This window comes from Arcticibacterium sp., from assembly GCF_055134445.1.
On sequence record NZ_JBSRVI010000123.1, the window covers coordinates 1 to 19539 of the forward strand.

The 19539-nt window shown below is 37.7% G+C and carries 17 protein-coding genes; 8 read left to right on the forward strand and 9 right to left on the reverse strand.

Annotation, left to right across the window (positions count from 1 at the left end; translation table 11 throughout):
* Positions 1 to 2046: amidohydrolase family protein (locus ACTBZY_RS15810; RefSeq protein WP_463047313.1), on the forward strand; the 2046-nt coding region annotated here is incomplete at its 5' end.
* Between the two features lie 72 nt (positions 2047 to 2118).
* Here ACTBZY_RS15810 and ACTBZY_RS15815 read toward each other — a convergent pair.
* Positions 2119 to 4767, reverse strand: coding sequence for an MGH1-like glycoside hydrolase domain-containing protein (locus tag ACTBZY_RS15815; protein ID WP_463047314.1), 2649 nt, complete (start codon positions 4765 to 4767; stop codon positions 2119 to 2121).
* Positions 4768 to 4835: 68 nt separating this feature from the next.
* Positions 4836 to 5597, reverse strand: coding sequence for a biotin--[acetyl-CoA-carboxylase] ligase (locus ACTBZY_RS15820; RefSeq protein ID WP_463047315.1), 762 nt, complete (start codon positions 5595 to 5597; stop codon positions 4836 to 4838).
* A gap of 95 nt (positions 5598 to 5692) precedes the next feature.
* Here ACTBZY_RS15820 and rsfS point away from each other — a divergent pair, with 95 nt between their 5' ends.
* Positions 5693 to 6091, forward strand: coding sequence for a ribosome silencing factor (rsfS, locus tag ACTBZY_RS15825; RefSeq protein WP_463047316.1), 399 nt, complete (start codon positions 5693 to 5695; stop codon positions 6089 to 6091).
* A gap of 30 nt (positions 6092 to 6121) precedes the next feature.
* The gene (ftsH, locus tag ACTBZY_RS15830; RefSeq protein WP_463047317.1) at positions 6122 to 8197 is read left to right on the forward strand and encodes an ATP-dependent zinc metalloprotease FtsH; all 2076 of its coding nucleotides are present in this window, start codon (positions 6122 to 6124) and stop codon (positions 8195 to 8197) included.
* A gap of 283 nt (positions 8198 to 8480) precedes the next feature.
* Here ftsH and ACTBZY_RS15835 read toward each other — a convergent pair whose 3' ends face one another.
* From ACTBZY_RS15835 to ACTBZY_RS15845, 3 genes are all read right to left on the reverse strand, one after another.
* Positions 8481 to 9122 (reverse strand): DUF937 domain-containing protein, encoded by a 642-nt coding sequence (locus tag ACTBZY_RS15835; RefSeq protein ID WP_463047318.1) that lies wholly within the window; start codon positions 9120 to 9122, stop codon positions 8481 to 8483.
* Between the two features lie 125 nt (positions 9123 to 9247).
* Positions 9248 to 10009, reverse strand: coding sequence for a porin family protein (locus ACTBZY_RS15840; protein WP_463047319.1), 762 nt, complete (start codon positions 10007 to 10009; stop codon positions 9248 to 9250).
* 21 nt (positions 10010 to 10030) lie between these two features.
* Positions 10031 to 10450, reverse strand: coding sequence for a hotdog fold thioesterase (locus ACTBZY_RS15845; RefSeq protein ID WP_463047320.1), 420 nt, complete (start codon positions 10448 to 10450; stop codon positions 10031 to 10033).
* 57 nt (positions 10451 to 10507) lie between these two features.
* On the opposite strand from ACTBZY_RS15845, the gene ACTBZY_RS15850 reads away from it, so the two are divergent.
* The 3 genes from ACTBZY_RS15850 to ACTBZY_RS15860 all read left to right on the forward strand — a co-directional run bounded on the left by ACTBZY_RS15850 (position 10508) and on the right by ACTBZY_RS15860 (position 13030).
* Positions 10508 to 11140, forward strand: a complete 633-nt coding sequence (locus ACTBZY_RS15850; RefSeq protein ID WP_463047321.1) for a histidine phosphatase family protein — start codon at positions 10508 to 10510, stop codon at positions 11138 to 11140.
* Between the two features lie 84 nt (positions 11141 to 11224).
* Positions 11225 to 12277, forward strand: a complete 1053-nt coding sequence (locus ACTBZY_RS15855) for a sensor histidine kinase (protein WP_463047322.1) — start codon at positions 11225 to 11227, stop codon at positions 12275 to 12277.
* Positions 12278 to 12283: 6 nt separating this feature from the next.
* Positions 12284 to 13030, forward strand: a complete 747-nt coding sequence (locus tag ACTBZY_RS15860) for a LytR/AlgR family response regulator transcription factor (RefSeq protein WP_463047323.1) — start codon at positions 12284 to 12286, stop codon at positions 13028 to 13030.
* Between the two features lie 82 nt (positions 13031 to 13112).
* Here ACTBZY_RS15860 and ACTBZY_RS15865 read toward each other — a convergent pair whose 3' ends face one another.
* From ACTBZY_RS15865 to hisB, 4 genes are all read right to left on the reverse strand, one after another.
* On the reverse strand, positions 13113 to 13511 hold the full coding sequence (locus tag ACTBZY_RS15865; protein WP_463047324.1) for an ExbD/TolR family protein: 399 nt from the start codon (positions 13509 to 13511) through the stop codon (positions 13113 to 13115).
* A 12-nt stretch (positions 13512 to 13523) separates the two neighbouring features.
* Entirely contained in the window at positions 13524 to 14213 is a 690-nt protein-coding gene (locus tag ACTBZY_RS15870) for a MotA/TolQ/ExbB proton channel family protein (protein ID WP_463047325.1), read from the reverse strand.
* Positions 14214 to 14284: 71 nt separating this feature from the next.
* Positions 14285 to 15526 carry a cation:proton antiporter gene (locus ACTBZY_RS15875; protein WP_463047326.1) on the reverse strand — a complete coding sequence of 414 codons (1242 nt, stop codon included), beginning with the start codon at positions 15524 to 15526 and terminating at the stop codon, positions 14285 to 14287.
* Positions 15527 to 15574: 48 nt separating this feature from the next.
* Positions 15575 to 16699: a bifunctional histidinol-phosphatase/imidazoleglycerol-phosphate dehydratase HisB gene (gene hisB / locus ACTBZY_RS15880; protein ID WP_463047327.1), complete on the reverse strand. Its 1125-nt coding sequence runs from the start codon at positions 16697 to 16699 to the stop codon at positions 15575 to 15577.
* Between the two features lie 83 nt (positions 16700 to 16782).
* Here hisB and ACTBZY_RS15885 point away from each other — a divergent pair, with 83 nt between their 5' ends.
* Positions 16783 to 17454, forward strand: a complete 672-nt coding sequence (locus ACTBZY_RS15885; RefSeq protein ID WP_463047328.1) for a hypothetical protein — start codon at positions 16783 to 16785, stop codon at positions 17452 to 17454.
* Positions 17455 to 17712: 258 nt separating this feature from the next.
* The gene (locus tag ACTBZY_RS15890) at positions 17713 to 19488 is read left to right on the forward strand and encodes a DEAD/DEAH box helicase (protein ID WP_463047329.1); all 1776 of its coding nucleotides are present in this window, start codon (positions 17713 to 17715) and stop codon (positions 19486 to 19488) included.
* The last annotated feature ends 51 nt before the right edge of the window (positions 19489 to 19539 follow it).

The window sequence follows — 19539 nt, forward strand, 5'->3', positions numbered from 1 at the left end:
GTGAAAGGCATAAAAGGCTTGTCGATTTCCCCTGACAGTAAAAAATACATTTTCTCGGCTTTAAGCGACATCTGGATTTTAGAAGAAGGAAACCCAAATCCTAAAGTACTTATAAAAAGCAAATTCATTTGTTCTGACCCTGTATGGTCTCCTGATGGAAAACAAATAGCGTACTTAACAGATGAGTCTGGCAATATGAATCTCTGGTTATTTGAAATCGCCACTGGCAAAAAAACGCAGCTTCAGAAATCGGATATGGACATTAACTATCCAAGCTGGTCTCCAGATGGAAAGAAAATAGCGTTTTACATGGCAGACGCTAGAAATATTTGGGGTAAAGGTGCTTTGCAGGCCATCACCTTAGAAACGAAAGAAATAGAACCCCTTCACGAAGCTCTTTTTGTTCCTAGTCAACCTAGCTGGTCACCAGATGGAAAAACCATTGCCCTATCTGCACTTGACGTTTATTCTAGCAGATTTAGAGAGGGTATTAATAAAATCTTATTGGTTTCTTTAGAAGACCAATCTGAGAAATTCATATCTCCTGTGGAAGAACGTTCTCTAGGTATGAGAGCTAAAAATGGCCCTGTATGGTCTCCAGATGGGAAATTCATGGCCTATGTTTTAGATGGACTTTTATGGACTATCAAGGTAGATAAAAAAGGAAATATTGTAGGCCCTCCTACCAGAATAACAAATGAGCTGGCGGAAGTGCCTAGTTGGTCATCCGACTCCAAAAGCTTAGTTTATCTGGCCACAGACCAGATAAAGAAAGTAAACCTTGAAAACATGGTCACAGAAACCGTCCCATTAACTTTTAATTGGGATTATGGGCAGCCAGAAGGCAAAACAATTATCCACGCCGGAAAAATATTTGATGGTATATCAGAGAAATATCTAACCGACATGGATATCATCATCAGTGAAAATAGAATTGAAGCTATTGAGAAGCATAAGGCTGGCAGAGAAGGTAAATTCATTGACGCATCAGACAAAACCGTCATTCCAGGGCTTTTTGAAATGCATACGCATCAGCATGCTATGACAGGCGAAAAACTTGGTCGCTTGTGGTTATCTTATGGTATTACATCTTTAAGAGAAACAGGCTCCGACCCATACGATGCTCTTGAAAGAAAAGAGTCTTGGGATACAGGAAGCCTTATGGGACCAAGAGAATTCTTTACTGGAGGACTAACAGATGGTACACGTATTTATTATGGTCTGGCAAACAGTATACAGTCTTCTGCACAGCTAGACTTAGAACTTGACAGGTCTGTGGCCTTAGGTTACGACCTCATCAAAACTTACGTAAGAATGCCGGATATTCTTCAAAAGAAAATTACGGCATTCGCACATAAAAACGGTATACCAGTTTCTTCTCACGAGATTTTCCCTGCTATGAGATACGCCGTAGATGCCGTAGAACATATCGGTGGTACAAGTAGAAGAGGATACTCTCCTAAGATTACCAAAATGAACCATACCTATCAAGACGTTGTAGAACTTTTGGTAAAATCTCAAATGAACATCACACCAACCGTTTCTTTACAAGGTGGTTTTTACCACATGGCCGCAAAGCTCCCATGGTATTTTGATAACAAGCAGCTAAATAATTTCTATCCTACGGACTATGTAGACGAGATGCGTGGAAGAGCGGGCCAAATAGCTAAAATATTCCCTGGCTACCTTAGTAACTTTCCAAACATTCAGGAGACGCTCAAAACGCTTATTAATGCTGGAGCTAAAGTAACGGCAGGTACAGATAGCCCCTTTATTCCTTATGGTTATAGCTTGCACTCAGAATTACACGCATGGGTAGACTCAGGAATTTCACCTTACATTACACTTAAGGCAGCTACAATGGGTGCTGCTACCGCTGTGGGAGTAAGTAAAGATTTAGGTTCTATAGAAAAAGGTAAATTGGCAGATTTGGTTATCATTGACGGTGACCCTCTGAAAGAAATCACCGATGCACTAAATGTAACCTACGTGATTAAAAACGGAATCACCTATTCTATGGAAGAGATTCTAGCCAGACCGGAGTAGTCAAAAACAATGTACAAAAAAACTCAAGGGCCTTGCCCTTGAGTTTTTTACTTTATACCCAGTTTTAAAAAATCACTTTTTAAAGACGTTTACTTCTTCTATTAAATCTGCCACTAAGCCTGTCCAACCTGTCTGATGAGCGGCTCCACAGCCTTCGCCATTGTCGCCGTTGAAATACTCATAAAACAAATGGTGCTTTTTAAAATGCTCATCTTCATCATACTGCTCATTTATTTGAAGAGCCGGCCTTTTACCTGTCTCGTCTTCCTCAAAAATCTTAATCAGTCGTTTAGATATTTCATTGGCAGCGTTAGCTATGGTAGTTATTTTGCCTGAACCCGTTGGGTATTCAACCTCATAATCGTCCCCATAATATTGAGAATACTTATGCAGAGCGTCTATAATAAGATAATTCAACGGAAACCATATAGGTCCACGCCAGTTACTATTACCACCCATTATAGAAAGTTCCGTTTCCGCAGGACTATAGCTTACTTCCAATCTTTCACCGTTCAGGTCAAAATCAAATGGGTTTTCTTTATGAAATTTAGAAAGAGAACGAATACCATAATCTGATAAGAATTCAGCTTCACTAAATAATTTTTTGAGAACCATTTTCATCCTATGCCCTCTTAAAAGGGACAGCAAATGCGTTTCACCCTTCCCTGGTTCATGCCATCTAGAAATAAGAGAAGCTAAATCTGGTCTGTTTTTCAACACCCATTCTAACCTTATTTTAAACTGCGGCAGCTTATCCAGCAAGTCTTGATTAATAACTTCCACAGCACAAAGCGGAATTAGCCCCACTAAAGATCTTACTTTCAAAAATATAGTTCTTGCCTCCGGGGTATGAATCTTATCATAATAAAACTGATCCTCTTCATCCCATAGACCTATAGTTCCCTCTTCCATATTATTATTAATGGCCGCGGCAATATGCAAAAAGTGCTCAAAAAATTTGGACGCCATATCCTGATATACAGGCCTTTCCAAAGAAATCTCGCAAGAAATCCTCAGCATATTTAAGGTAAAAATGGCCATCCAACCTGTAGCATCTGCTTGCTTCAACTGAATGCCAGGTATCTGAGCATTACGATCAAAAACACCAATATTATCTAATCCTAAAAATCCACCTCCAAAAATATTATTTCCTTCTTCGTCCTTCTGATTAACCCACCAAGTAAAATTCAATAAAAGCTTATGAAAAATTCTTTCCAGAAACTTTATATCACCTACTCCGCCACGCTGTTTTTTGTCCAGTTCATAAACTTTCCAAGTCGCCCAAGCATGTACTGGAGGGTTTACATCAGAGAAATTCCACTCATAAGCCGGTATTTGACCATTAGGGTGCATGTAATATTCTCTTAAAACAACAGCAAGTTGTCTTTTAGCAAAATCACTATCTACTCTGGCTAAAGTCACGGTATGAAAAGCCAAATCCCATGCTGCAAACCAAGGATACTCCCATTTGTCTGGCATAGAAAGTATATTATGCATATAGGCGTGCTTCCAAGTTTCATTCCTGGTGTAAGCCCTTCCTGTGAACTTAAACGGCATTTTAGGGTCGCCATTAGCCCACTGCTCCATGTTATAATAGTAAAATTGCTTATTCCAAAGCATGCCAGCAAAAGCCTGTCTTTGTATGCCTTTCTGTTCTTCAGATTTTATATCCTTTTGAACTTGGCCATAAAAATCTTCAGCATCTGCCTTCGCCACATCAAAAAGCTTCTCGAAATCACCAAAGGCATCTTCCAAGTGTGTTTCGCTAGAAAATCTAAGTTTGATTTCTACACTACCCTTTGCAGGAACCATCTTTTCATAAAGCCCAGCCATTTTGGTCCCGATTTTATTCTTATTAATGGCCTTTTTATCTCCTTCTACTACATATTCATTGATGCCGTCCTTGACAAAAGAAGATGTGTTTTTCTTGCCAAATACACGCTCCATGTTTGTTTCATTCTCACAAAACAATATTTCATCGGCATCCTGAAGATAGAATTTCATATTGTCAAACAGGCGATGCCTTACTTCCACTTGACTTTTTGCTATTCCTGTTAGCATCGGCTTTTGAGAAAACTCCTCATAGCCCCAAGACCATGTATTCCTAAACCATAAAGTTGGCAAAACGGTTAATTTGGCGGCCTTATCTGAACGATTATAAGCCGTTAACTTTATAAGAATATCGTTTTCGGCCGCTTTAGCGTATTCAATGTAAATATCAAAATACTGATTATCGTTAAAAGCCTCCGTATTTAAAATCTCAAATTCCTTGTCCTTTTTACCTCGTTCTCTGTTTCCTTGAAGTATTTCCTCATATGGAAACAGTTTAATTGGGTACTTGTATAGCATTTTCATGTAAGAATGCGTGGGAGTACTATCCAAATAATAGTATAGCTCTTTCACATCCTCCCCATGATTTCCTTCGGCTCCTGTTAAACCAAAATATCTCTCCTTAAGAATAGGATCTTCATGATTCCAAAAAGAAAAAGCAAAACAAATATGTTGCTTATTATCAGAGATTCCTCCGATACCATCTTCGCCCCATCTATAAGTCCTGCTTCTAGCGATATCATGACTGACATAATTCCAACTATCTCCATAGACACTGTAATCTTCCCGAACGGTTCCCCACTGACGAGCAGAAAGGTATGGACCCCATTTTTTCCAGCCTCTGTTATCTGGCCTTTCGTCCAGTCTTTTCTTCTCTACTGTATCCCTCATTGAATATAATTAGGTCCTTTACAAAATTATTCTTTTAGCCTTCCTTACATTGCAGTTATATCTACTTTTTAATAGATATATTCAAATTCTTTTGTTGCAAATTGCTTTAGTCCAAATTTAGTTTCGATTATCAATTTGCCATATTCATTTACTCCTTTTATTTTTCCGTCGAAAATACCATTCTCGTTTTTGAACTGATGCCATTCATCTTTTCGGAATAAATTATTGACATATCTGGTCTTATGACAGACATCTTTAGTGTTTTTTAGTGCTAAATATTCTTTTTCCAAGTTTTCCGAAAACTTCGTTAATAATTCACTTAAATCATAATTCTCGTTATCAGTAAGCCTTTTCAAAGATGTGGCAAGGGGTAAAGAAAATTCTTGTTGGTTTATATTAAGACCAACACCAACAAAACTATAACTCATAACTTTCTTAGATACAATACTTTCAATAAGAATACCACCAAGCTTCTTATCTCCATAAAAAATATCGTTAGGCCATTTTATTTTTAATCTTCCGTCTAAATATTCAGATAAAGTTTCTATTACTGCAAGGGAAACAGCCATATTCAACTTAAACTGCTCATCCACAGGCATAAAATCTGGCTTTAAAATAACCGTAAACGTTAAATTCTCTCCTTTTCTAGAAACCCAAGTATTGCCACGTTGTCCTTTTCCATGGGTTTGATTGTCAGTAATGACAATAGTCCCTTCAGTAATATCACTCTTCTGAATTATTTCAGCAGCCGAATCGTTAGTAGAGTGACAAGTTGGCAGATATATAGCATTTTTGCCTGTAAATAGTGTTTTGGGCTGAAGTTTGTACAAATTACTTTAATTTAGCTGTTTGAAATAAGAAATTATTAGATCACTTATAAATGTGCATTTTAACAGAAATGCAAAACTATTGTAAAAATTACTGAATGAAAAAAACTAAGCAACTTTCAAGTACAGAACTAAGTCAATTTATTATTGAAGGGATGCACGAGAAGAAGGCAAGTGAAGTTGTCTTAATGGATTTGCGAAAAATCAATAATGCCATTACCGATTTTTTTGTCATTTGCTCGGGTAATTCCGATACGCAAATAGATGCAATTTCTAGATCCGTTGAAGAAGTGGTTTATAAAAAAACCGGACAAGATCCTTGGAACAGAGAAGGTAGAATGAGTAAAGAATGGGTTCTCATTGATTATGTGGACGTGGTCGTTCATGTATTCAAAAATGATAAAAGAGCCTTTTTCGATATTGAGTCTCTCTGGGGTGATGCCGATATAACCTATTTTACTGACGATTTAAAACCGACCAAAGAAATGGTCAATTAAAATATTTTAAAGAATTAATATTTAATATATATGTCTGAGGAAAAGAATCCTTTACCAAAACAGAAGAAAAAACTACCTATCGGCAACGGTCCAGGATTTCAAGGTTGGATAATTGCCGCTTTGATTTTGGGAATAGTGGGTGTTATGTATTTTTCAAATAACAAATCACTTTCTCCTATCAAGTATAAAAACTTGGAACAAATGGTCCTCAAAGGGGAGGTAGAAAAAGTAGCCGTAGTAACCGATGCCAATGTGGTGGAAGTAACACTATCGAGCGAAGCTCTACAAAAAGATGAGTATAAAAACCTTTTAGGAAATAATAGGTTTACATCTGGTCCACACATGAAAGTTGACATCGTTTCTGAATTTGCCTTCATGAACGAGTTTAATAGCTTCATTAAAGAAGCTAACATAGATAGCGATAAAAAAGCTGCTTTATATCCAGAACCAATACATAGAGAAGATATTCTAAACTCTTTATTCAATTGGTTACCATTGATATTATTCTTTGGTCTAATGTACTTCTTAATGACAAGAATGACCGGTGGCGGAGGCCCTGGTGGTCAACTTTTCAACATCGGAAAATCTAGAGCCTCTCTTTTTGACACGGACAATAAGGTGAAGATTACCTTTAAAGATGTTGCTGGTCTAGAAGAAGCCAAAGAAGAGCTTACGGAGATCGTGGAATTCTTAAGGAAGCCAGAGAAATTCACCGAGTTAGGTGGTAAAATACCAAAAGGAGCTCTTTTAGTAGGCCCTCCAGGTACCGGTAAAACACTTATGGCCAAAGCTGTAGCTGGTGAAGCCAGTGTACCGTTTTTCTCTCTTTCAGGTTCTGATTTTGTAGAGATGTTTGTAGGTGTTGGGGCTGCTAGAGTTCGTGACCTTTTCAAACAAGCTAAAGAAAAAGCACCATGTATTATCTTTATTGATGAGATTGATGCCGTTGGCCGTTCTCGTGGAAAAGGTGGAATGCCTGGAGGAAATGACGAGCGTGAAAACACATTGAACTCTTTATTAGTAGAGATGGATGGTTTTGGTTCTGACGCTGGTATTATTATCATAGCAGCCACAAACAGACCTGATGTACTTGACCAAGCTTTACTAAGACCTGGTAGATTTGACAGACAAATAAGTGTAGATGCTCCAGATATTAATGGTCGAGAGGCCATTTTTAAAGTACACATGCGTCCTTTAAAACTAAATGACGAGGTAGATGCCAAAAAACTAGCCACTCAAACTCCTGGTTTTGCTGGAGCAGAAATAGCCAACGTTTGTAATGAAGCTGCACTTTTAGCGGCAAGAAGAGGTAAGAAGTCTATTGAAATGCAAGATTTCATGGATGCCATTGATAGAGAGATTGGAGGATTAGAGAAAAAGAACAAGCTTATCTCTCCTGAAGAGAAAGAAATAGTAGCTTATCACGAAGCGGGTCACGCTGTGGCGGGATGGTATCTAGAGCACGCCAACCCTTTAGTGAAAGTAAGTATTGTACCTAGAGGTGCTGCGGCGTTGGGTTATGCTCAATACCTTCCTAAAGAGCAGTTCTTATACAGAACGGAACAGCTTTTTGAAGAAATGTGTATGTCTCTTGGTGGTAGAGCTGCTGAGGAAATTGTCTTTGGTAAAATTTCGACCGGTGCATTAAGTGACTTGGAAAAAATCACGAAAATGGCTTACGGAATGGTTACGATATACGGCCTTAATGAAGAAATAGGTAATATATCTTTCCATGATTCTAAAGGGCAATCTGATTATTCGTTCACGAAACCATATTCAGAATATACCGCTCAGAAGATTGACCAAGAGGTTAAGAAGTTAATAGACAAGGCCTACAAGATGACGAAGGACTTACTTTTATCAAAACGTAAGGAATTAGACATTTTAGCCAAGGCTTTATTAGAGAGAGAAATTATATTCCAAAGTGATCTAGTAGGCCTGATTGGAGAAAGACCTTTTGAGAAACTTACTACTTATCAGGAATACATGGATAAGAAAGATGTTCCTGAAGTCTTAGAGACACCTGAGGTTGAACTTCTAGCAAATGAAAACGCTTCAGATGTAAAACCAGCAGAAAGTACTACAGAAGTAACTCCAGAAAGTTAAAATCAGTTTTGTGGATAAATGAAAAGCCGATGCGTTTTAAACGTCATCGGCTTTTTTAAACCGGTTTATTCATTAGAAAATCTCCCGATTTTATCGGGACCGTAGCTAAATTGCTTCAAATCAGTTCGTAAACCCATTTAAACTCCATCACCAGAACCATTCGACATTAGCTCAGGGTAAACCGCTATGCTAATCTCGTTTAAATGTCTGATTTATTGCTCTTTAAAACTCGTTACGATTCTCCAATGCATAAACCGGGTTTAATATTTAATTTGGGGTTCTATTATCTTCCAAAAAGACCACCTAGCAATCCGCCAAGTCCACCTTTTTTCTGACCAGTAGCTCCGCTTAAAAGCATTCCAGCTACATCGTCAATTATACTTCCGTCTCCATCTGAATCTAAGAAAGACTCAATAAGGCTTTGCTGCTTACTTCCAGCTCCACCGCCTAAAAGACCTCCTAAAACATTGCCAAGACCACTGCTATCATTTACGTTTGACTGGCTCACTTGCTTTCCAACAACGCCCATTAAGATTGGAGCAGCTACTTTTAAGATTTGGGCAACAGTGTTCATATCCAAACCAGTTTTTTGACTTAATGCCGATTCTACACCAGTTTGCTTAGCACCTAAAACGTGCCCTAGTATACCGGCTCCGTCATTAACGACACTATCATCCACTCCACCTTGAAATAAACCACCAAGATTATCTAAGATCCCGCCATTATGTTTACCACTTAATGCTCCTAAAATTCCCGCTGCACCCTCTGGCGTTGATGCATTTTTTTGCATGGCACCCATTAAAACTGGTAAAGCCATTCCAAGAACATCTGCTGTTTTATTAGCAGGAGCACCAGTCTGCCCACTAACACCAGAAATTATCTGCTTTCCTAAATCACTACTTAATAAATCTAAAATTCCCGCCATTTGTATTTGGTTTAAAGTTTTAAACCCTTAAAATATATAAAAAATGGGGTAATAAATACACAACGTACTTATTTTATTCCTGTAATCTAACGGTTTAACAATCGCCTAAGACTTAGAAATATTTGTTATTTCACAAAGCCTATAGAAAGAATAAATTGGTCTGTTGTAAAGTTAAATTTCATCGGGTTATTCGCAGGACCGAGTGTTGTTTCCGCGTAATTGGCTATTCCTCCTTCATATCTTAAATCAAAAAAGAAAGATTTCAATTCTATTCCTAGCCCTATGACGCCATTAAGAATAGGTCTGTTAAAAAAATCCTCCGATAAGTTTTGATTGGTGTATGGTGATAATGCTTTTTCAAACTCTTTATTTTTTTTCAAGGCGTAGGAAAAAGAAGGACCTCCAAAAATCCTTACATCTCGCACTCTTAATCCCAAAAGAATGGGAACATCAATGGCCGTAAACTTAGCATCAACTCTATTTAGAAGATTACCACTTTTGTCTAGGAAATCAAATTTTCCACCCTTAAGCCCATATATTACTTCTGGTTGAATATAGAAAGAACCTGTAATAAACCTTCCAAAAATTGCACCCTGATACCCATTTCCAAAAGCGGTATTTGAAACTAACTCATCTCTAACTATACCATTTTCTCCTACGACAGGTGTTCCATTGGGTGTAACCCTTAAAACATCTCCGCTTGAAGTATTTATTCTAGTTTTACTTATGCCTGCTCTTAAGCCCCAAGAAAACTTAAAACTATTCTTTTTATAGGCAGACATGTCAACAGGAATGGCGGGCCTACTTTCTAATGTATCTGAAATGACTTCTTGACCTCTAGTTAAAAATGAGGATAAGATTAAAACGCAAAATATGATGTTTTTCATTGTATCAATAACTTTCAAAAATTAAGCCAACTGATCTATTATCATGACGGTAAACCTGACTGTACAAACCAACCTATCTTTCACATCTGTGATGTCTATTTGCCAAACATGAGTTTTTCTTCCTAAATGAACAGCTTTAGCCTTACCATATACAAGACCTTCCTTAACCGAACGAATATGATTCGCATTAATTTCTAATCCCACTATAGCTTTCCCTTCATTTTCTACCAAGGCATAGGAAGCCACACTGCCCAAGGTTTCTGCAAAAGCGACGGATGCTCCGCCATGAAGTAAACCTGCAGGTTGTTTTGTTCTATGATCCACCGGCATCGTTCCTTTAATAAAGTCAACTCCTACTTCGGTTATTAATATTCCAAGGTGCTCGCTCAGGGTATTTTTACTGATTTCATTTAACTTTTCAGAATTCGTAGTCAATTTCATTATGAAAATTTTACTTTTGGACGATTTTTGGAAACAAGTTTCAACAAAGGTATTTAAATGAGAAAGAAAACTATCTATTTAATACGTCATGGCGAGACGGACTACAATAAAAAAGGTATCGTTCAAGGTAGCGGAATAGACTCCAGTTTAAATGAAACGGGTCATAAACAAGCTAAAGCCTTTTATGACCATTACAGCCACATCTCTTTTCATAAGGTTTACACCTCACAGCTGGTAAGAACACATCAAAGTGTCATCAACTTTTTAAATGATGGTGTTTCACACGAAATATTGCCTGGACTTAATGAAATTTCATGGGGTTCTAAAGAGGGTAAAAAACCTGACCCCTCAGATGATGAAGTTTATTTCAACGTTCTTAAAAGATGGTCTGAAGGAGAAACTCATTTGAGTCTAGAAGGAGGAGAAAGTCCAGAAGAAGTATTGGAACGACAAAAAATAGCCTTAGATCGTATCATAGAAAACGAGAACGAAGAGACAGTTCTGGTAGCCATGCATGGGAGGGCAATAAGAATTTTACTGACATTCCTGTCTGAAGCATCTATTTCAGAAATGGATACTTTCAAACACTCAAACCTTTGCCTATATAAGCTTGAATATTCTTATGAAGAAAATAAGTTTAGTATTTTAGAAAGAAATAATATAGAACACCTTTCCTTAATATCTGTATAGCTTTTTTTTCCACTCATGAAAGCATTCCTCCAATCGTGTAAAAAAATCCACTTTATTTTAAAATCATCTTACCTTGTGGCTTAAATGGAAACAAGAAAGTCGTATTGGATATGTCAAATAATAGGGTGGTCTTTCTATTCCTTTTCTGACCTTCTAAATTACTTCACTATATTTTCATTTGATTTTGAAGAGTTTAATAAACTCATAGGAAACGGAATCGTAAATGTGGCCGCAGGAATTTCTTTAACTCATATTTTTAGAATTATTTTCAAACGATATGAATGGATTAAACTACCAGTGGCTCAGCTGGTTATAAGATGTACTGTAGTTATAGGAACTATTACCTTTGTTTTAGCCGCCATAAACATACCTATGGACAGAGACATCATCAATACGGAGAAGATGAACTGGGCTTTGAGAGATATCTCTTATCTTATAAATTTAACAAAACCAGTTCTTATTTGGGTGCTTATATATGTTTTCTATAGTGTGGCTAATCTGCGTAAGAATGATGCCGTAGAGAGGGTACAGCTTGAAGCTTCGGTTAAAGAAACGGAAGCCAAAATTTTAAGAGCTCAGATGAATCCGCATTTTATTTTTAACGCCTTAAATAGTATTAGAGCTCTAATCACGGAAGACCCTAAAAAAGCTATGTCAGGGATAACCCAGTTATCAAACTTGCTACGAAGCTCTTTAGTTTCTCATAGAAAAACCACAGTGAGCCTGAAGGAAGAGATTAAAACCATTCAGGATTATCTTAGCCTAGAAAAAATAAGATATGAAGAAAGACTTCAGATAAAATGGAATATTGACAAAGAAACTGAGGGGGTTCAGGTGCCACCGATGATGCTGCAAACCTTGGTAGAAAATGCTATCAAGCATGGCGTTCAAAAGGCCCTTAGATGGGGCTTTATTGAAATATCTTCTCACATAGATGATAGAATCTTACTAATTAGTATCAGAAATACTGGTAAACTTCATAGTACAGAGTCAAAATCTTCTTCTGGAGGATTTGGTTTAGAAAATACAAAAAGAAGGCTTCATTTGCTTTACGGAAACAAAAGCGACTTTAGAATATTCCAAGAAAATCACCTTACGGTCAATGCTGAAATTCGCATACCTTTAGATTATCAATAAATTATTATGAGAGCAATAGTAGTAGACGATGAGAGATTGGCTCGAAATGAGCTGAAAAGATTATTAGAGGAGTTCCCAAGAATAACCGTGGTGGGAGAAGCCGCCAATGCAGACGAAGCCATACCCATGATAGAAGAAATGGAACCTGATCTTCTTTTTTTAGATATTCAAATGCCAGGAAAAAATGGTTTTGAACTTCTAGAAGCTCTAACAGATAAAGTGCCAGAGGTTATTTTCACTACTGCTTATGACGAATACGCATTAAAGGCTTTTGAGTTTAATGCCCTAGATTATATCATGAAGCCTATTGACAGTCCGCGATTGGCAGAGGCCATTCAGCGAATTGAACTGGAACAGGAAAAAACGAAAAAAGAAGCTCTAGAACATCCTGAGGGAGAGCTGACCGTCCATGACCAAGTTTTTGTAAAAGATGGCGAGAAATGTTGGTTTGTACGCCTAGGTAAGGTCAGACTATTTGAATCTATGGGAAACTATGTCCGTTTACATTTTGATAATCAAAAACCCATGATTTTGAAATCATTGAACAGCTTGGAAGAAAGATTAGATTCCAAGATATTCTTTAGAGCCAACAGAAAACACATCATCAATCTAAACTGGATTGACAAAATTGAGCCTTGGTTTTCTGGAGGACTTTTGGTTACGCTAAAAGCTGGAGAAATAGGCCCTGGCGGAGAGAAGATTGAGATCTCTAGAAGACAAGCCATTAAATTCAAAGACCTGATGAGCCTTTAAAAGCGAAATAAGCTCCTAGCTAAAAAGGCTCATAAAATATTTTATGAGCCTTTTCTTTAATATATATTTTGGGATACAATCGTTAATTCTGCTCGGTAGCTAAAACCATCCTTATCCTTAACCTTGCTCCCATACTCATTACATCCACCAAGTCTTGAATGGTAAGGCTAGATGCTGCTCTCAAAATTACTGTTGGTTCTTCCATGCCTACTGTAGCTTCTACCAAACGCTGCTCTAAGGCAGGAAACGGTATCGCCTGACGATCAATATAATAAACCTTATCTTCAGTAATAGATAAATTAACAGGTGCCTTACTCACATCGTGAGTAGAGTCATCTGATTGTGGCAACATTAATTTTATAACATTAGGGCTGCCTAGTGTAGCCACAATTAGAAAGAATAAAAGCAAAAAGAACATGATATCATTCAATGCTGAGGTTTGTACCTCCGCATGAAATTTTCGCTGTCGTTTTAATTTCATGTTATAAGAGAATTAAGATGCTGGCTCGTTAAGAGTATCTAAAAAGTCCATTACCGTAGCCTGAAGATTAATACTAAACTTATCTGTCATCATATTGATACTGTGATAAGCGGCGTAAGCTATTAAACCTACTACCAATCCAGAAAAACTGGAAATCATTTTCTCATATAGACCATTTGAAATGGTTTCAATGGAAAAATTACCTGTTACCGAGATTTCATAGAAGATTCTAATAATACCAGAAATAGTACCCACAAAACCTAAGGTAGGTGCCACCCCAGCGATTAGTCCTAGGTAGCCCATGTTTTTCTCCATCTTAGATATCTCTAAATTGGATTGGATTTCCATGGCACTTTCAATGTCCTTCACTGGTCTACCTATACGGGTAATACCTTTCTCCAAGATTCGAGAAATAGGCAAATTGGTACTCTTACATAGAGCGATTGCCGTTCTCATGTCACCACGAAGAATATTATCTTTTAAAGATCTAAGAAAACCGAAATCAATTCTTGAAGAGTTTTTGATAAATAAATACCTTTCTGCCATTAAGTAAAGCGTAGCGAAAAGTAAAATCATAATAGGGTATATTACTACCCCACCTTTCAACAATAATTCGAAATAATTAATACTCAATGGTGAACCCAAGAGCGTAGAGTCTACTCCGACCTCTGCCGGAATCTGAAGTAAAAGCATTTTCAGCATTTAAAAAGGAATTTTATGAACTGGTTTACTAACTGGTTACTTTGAAAAATTATTATGCAAAATACAAACTTTTATGCTTTGTAGATTCTTTTCACAAGCTTTTCGAGCGTTAAGCCTTGCACTATTATCGAGAACAATACAACGCAATAAGTTATAAAAACAATATACGGTTTGGCCTCCCATTCTGAAGGTAAAGAGAGTGCCATGGCAATGGATAAACCACCTCTCAAACCTCCCCATGTTAGCAATAAAGGAGCTTTATCTACTGACACCCAGTTTTTTGAGAATTTCAATAATACCGTAATAATAAGGTACCTTGATAAAAGCACAATAATTATAGCTGCACCACCTGCTATAAAATAGTTGGTATGAAATTCTAAAATCAAGATTTCTAGTCCTATTAAAACAAAAAGAACCGCATTCATCAATACATCTACGAGCTCCCAAAACTTATCCACATAAAGTTCTGTGGTTTCGCTCATGGCATCTTGTTTTAATCCGCTACTTCCCATAAACAAGCCAGCGACCACCATTGCCAGCGGACCAGAAGTATGCAGCTGCTGGGCTAAGAAATAGCCACCCATCACTAAGGCCAAGGTTATCATCACTTCTACCTCGTAATCATCAATACTTTTAAGGAGCTTAAACATCAGAAATCCTAAGCCTAAGCCAAATAATATGCCTCCTATAGCTTCTTGCACAAATAAGGTTGCTACATCCATAACTGTAACATTATCAACACCAAGTCTGGCAATTTCCAAAATAGTAAAGAATATCACGACACCTACGCCGTCATTAAAAAGCGACTCCCCTACTATGTTTATTTCTATTTTTTTGGGCACATTGGCCTTCGTCATAATACCCAATACCGCTATAGGGTCTGTAGGTGAAATCAATGCCCCAAAAAGCAAACAATAGACCAAATCAGTATGTAAGCCTAAAGCCATCGACAGATAATAGATGGCTCCTCCTATTAGAAAGGTAGACACCAGCACACCCACCAAGGCAAACATTCCTATGGTGCCCTTTTCCTGTTTTATCATACCCACGTTGGTATGTAGTGCACCAGCAAATAGCAGAAAGGACAACATGACATCCATTAGGACCGTGGTGAAATCAATTTCCGCCATTAAATCCCTTGCGTAGTGAATTAAATCAGGGTAAACGAACTGAAGCAAAATCATCATAAGTGAAAACACCAAGGCCATCACCATCAAACCGATGGTAGTAGGTAATTTCAAAAAACGGACATTGATATATCCGAATATGGCTGAAATCACCACTAGAAGTGTAAGTATCTTGAATAATTCCATTTCGTTTTGTTTCGTTTAATCTTAATCCAAACCGCCTAAAAGATATTCTTAAAGTACCCCTTTGGTACTCGGCAGACTGTCCATTGCATTAATATCCCTTTTAACGGCCATTTTTATAGCTTTTGCCCATGCTTTAAAAATAGCTTCAATTTTATGATGTTCGTTGTCACCTTCACACTTAATATTCAAGTTACACTTAGAGGCATCTGAGAAAGACTTAAAGAAATGCATGAACATTTCTGTAGGCATTTCGCCCACTTTTTCTCTTTTGAAAGAGGCATCCCATACCAACCAAGGTCTCCCAGAAAAATCAATGGCTACCTGAGCAAGAGCTTCATCCATTGGCAGTAAAAATCCATATCTATTGGTTCCTCTTTTATCTTTCAAGGCCTCCAAATAGGCTTCTCCTAAAGCCAATGCTGTATCTTCTATGGTATGGTGCTCGTCAATATGTAAATCGCCTTTCACCGTTATTTCAATATCTGCTCCAGAGTGCTTGGCCAATTGGTCAAGCATATGGTCAAAAAAACCAAGACCTGTATCCATTTTAGCCTTCCCAGTACCATCAAGATTCAAATTAACAGAAATCTTAGTCTCCTTTGTGTCTCTTTGAATAACTGCCTTTCTTTCTGGCAATCTTAAGAATTCATAAATAGCATCCCAATCTTCTGAAATAAGACCAATTGCTTCTTGTTGCTCTTGAGTAGCTTCCCCTTTTTCGCTGTTGGCTATTAAAATACCTTTTGAACCCAAGTTTACAGCTAACTGTATATCCGTAAGCCTATCTCCAATCACATAACTATTGGCCATATCATACTCAGTATTGTTAATATAGTTTGTCAATAGACCTGTTCTAGGTTTACGAGTATCGGCATTTTCATGCTCAAAGGTTCTATCAATAAATACCTGCTTAAAATGAATCTCCTCCCCTTCTAGCGTCGTCATCATTTTCTGATGAGCTGGCCAGAAAGTATCCTCTGGAAATGAGTCTGTACCTAAACCGTCTTGGTTGGTAATCATGACCAACTCATAATCGGTCTCCGTCGCTATTTTCCTAAGATTGGATAAGGATTTTGGAAGAAACTCAAGCTTCTCCAGTGAGTCTACTTGAAAATCTGTAGGGGGTTCTTTTATAATTGTACCGTCTCGGTCAATAAAGAGTACTTTTTGCATGTAAATATTTATGTGTCTATACGTGACAAATGTAGGCATCTTAGTTTTTAAATCCTTAGCTTTAGAAACCCATATATACTTGCATGAAACTTTTTTTTTCGAAAGCCCTATTATTGGCCATATTTCTAATCGCTCAGTCCTGTGGAAGGCTAGAAAAACAGGAGATAAGTAAAAAGCCACCTGCCCAACTTATTGAGCCTTATACCAAATTTAAATTGAATGATTTAAAAGCCGTGGTGATTAAGTGCGACTTAGGAAGAATGAAACTAAACATCATGCAGTATGATGAGCCCATCATTGAAATTCACAAAACTTACCAGAAATATGTGCATCTAGAACCCAAGGGAGACACCTTATATATTTACACGCACCTTACACCTAGAAATACCCAAGAACTAAGAATCAGGAAAGTCATTAACCTCTATCTCCCCTCCTTAGATTATCTAGAAAGTTCCGTTAGCAGAATCATCATGAAGAATTTCAATGATGACCAAATGAAAATATTCAACGACAGTAATTCTCTAAGGCTATATAATTGTAGAATACGTAATTTGACCATTGAAAACGAAGGACTTTGCAATATTCAATTAGACGGTAACAACTACTTCGAAGATCTAAACGTAAGCTTGAACGAAAAGAGTTATTATAATAGCGACGCCAAGGTACTACATAAATTCACTTTGAAAGCTAAATCTTTAGAGCATACCAACTTCTCAAACCTTCCTGAGGAGGGTTTCAAGTGGGTGAAAAAATAAAATACCATAAAACCTTTCACTATTTTACATTCAAATTAGGTTACCTCAAATATATATCCTACTTTTGCACTCGATTTACAGACTCGTTCGAGTTCTCTGACAGCGGCAGGTGCCATTTGAGCATCTAATTTTCGTCCAAAATTCCTTTCAGAGCAGGCAACGGGTTTCACCGTGATGTTCACGAAAGGGCGTGTCGCAATCGCCTCCAAAAAATCTTAAAAAAATAGGCTGCAAGCTGGGCAGTCGTGCAAAATACGTATGCAAACTGTAAAGTTTAACGAACTTCCTGTGTCTGATTATATACTTAAGGCCGTGGAAGAAATGGGATGGACAGAAGCCTCCCCTATTCAAGCTGCAGCCATCGAGGTTGTAATGAAAGGTACAGATATGATTGGTCAAGCCCAAACTGGTACTGGTAAAACAGCTGCCTTTGGAATTCCTGCCATTGAAGCCATTAATGTTGAAGATAACATCACACAAGTTTTGATTATGTGTCCTACTAGAGAGCTTGCTCTTCAAGTTAAGGAACAGATATATCAATTAGCAAAATATAAAAGAGGCTTATTAGTAAGCTCTATCTATGGAGGAGAGTCTTATGAAAGACAATTCCGTGACCTTAAAAAAGGTGCCCATATAGTAGTTGGAACACCAGGTAGAATCATGGACCACATTGAGCGTAAAACGCTTAAATTGGATACCTTGAAAATGCTTATCTTGGACGAAGCAGATGAAATGCTTAACATGGGCTTTAGAGATGATATCGAAAAGATCTTATCTTTTGCTCCTGCAGAAAGACAAACCGTTCTTTTCTCTGCTACTATGTCTCGTGATATCTTGAGCATTACGAAGAGATTCCAGAATAACCCTGAAATTATCAAGATCACAAAGAACGAAGTGACTAACGATAACATTGAGCAGGTTTATTATAACGTTAGACGTGAAGCCAAGACGGAATTAATGACTCGCTTGATTGAAGTTAACGAGTTGAAATTAATGCTGGTCTTCTGTAACACGAAAGCTATGGTGGATAAAGTAACCATGGACTTACAAGACAAAGGATATAAAGCTGAAGCGATTCACGGAGATTTAAGCCAAGCGGCTAGAAATCAGGTGATGAACAAGTTCAGAAACAAGATATGTACTATCTTGGTAGCTACAGACGTGGCAGCCAGAGGTATTGATGTAAATGATGTTGACGCCGTTTTCAACTACGACGTGCCTTTAGATACAGAGTATTATGTTCACCGTATTGGTAGAACTGGCCGTGCGGGTAACAAAGGAAAAGCATTCTTATTTGTTTCTGCAAGAGATAGAAGCAAACTTAGAGAACTAGAAAGATACACTAAGGTGGCTATCACAGAAGGTAAAGTACCTACTAAAGAAGACCTAAAAGAAATCAAAATTAATAATTTCACTGATAAAATAGTCTCTCATGTCTCAGAAGTGGGCAATGAAGGTTATGAACTAATAGTGAATGACTTAATGGAAAAGGGCTACGAGGTTCATCAAATGGTTACGGCCTTGATGAAAATGCAATTAGACCTTAACAAAGTTACTCAAGGAGGCGATGACTTAGCCGACGGAAGAGGTGGAGACCGTGGAAGAGGTGGAGACCGTGGCGGAAGAGATAGAGATAGAGGTAGAAGCGGAGAAAGAGAAAGAGGCGGAAGAATGGAAAGAAGAAGAGGAGAGCGTAGCTTTAGCGACAGAGAGCCAAGAGGAAGAGATGGTGGTTCTGAAGATAGAGAGTTCTCTCGTGACCGTAAGGCTCATAGAGGTCAGCATGGTTCTGGCGAAGCAGGAATGGTTCGTTTATTTATCAACCTTGGTAAAAAAGACCACGTATCTCCAAGTCATATAGTGGGTGCTTTAGCTTCTGAAGCTAAAATCCCAGGTAGAGTGATTGGTCAAATTGACATGTACGACAAATTCAGTTTTGTAGAAGTACCAGAAAGAGACGTTAATCGTGTTATCTCTGGCATGGCAGGAAAAACTATCAATGCTCGTGAAGCGGCCATTGAGGTAGCCAAATAACTACTATTTTTTGACTAGGTTTATTTTAAACCAGTCGAATCCAAAAAAAGC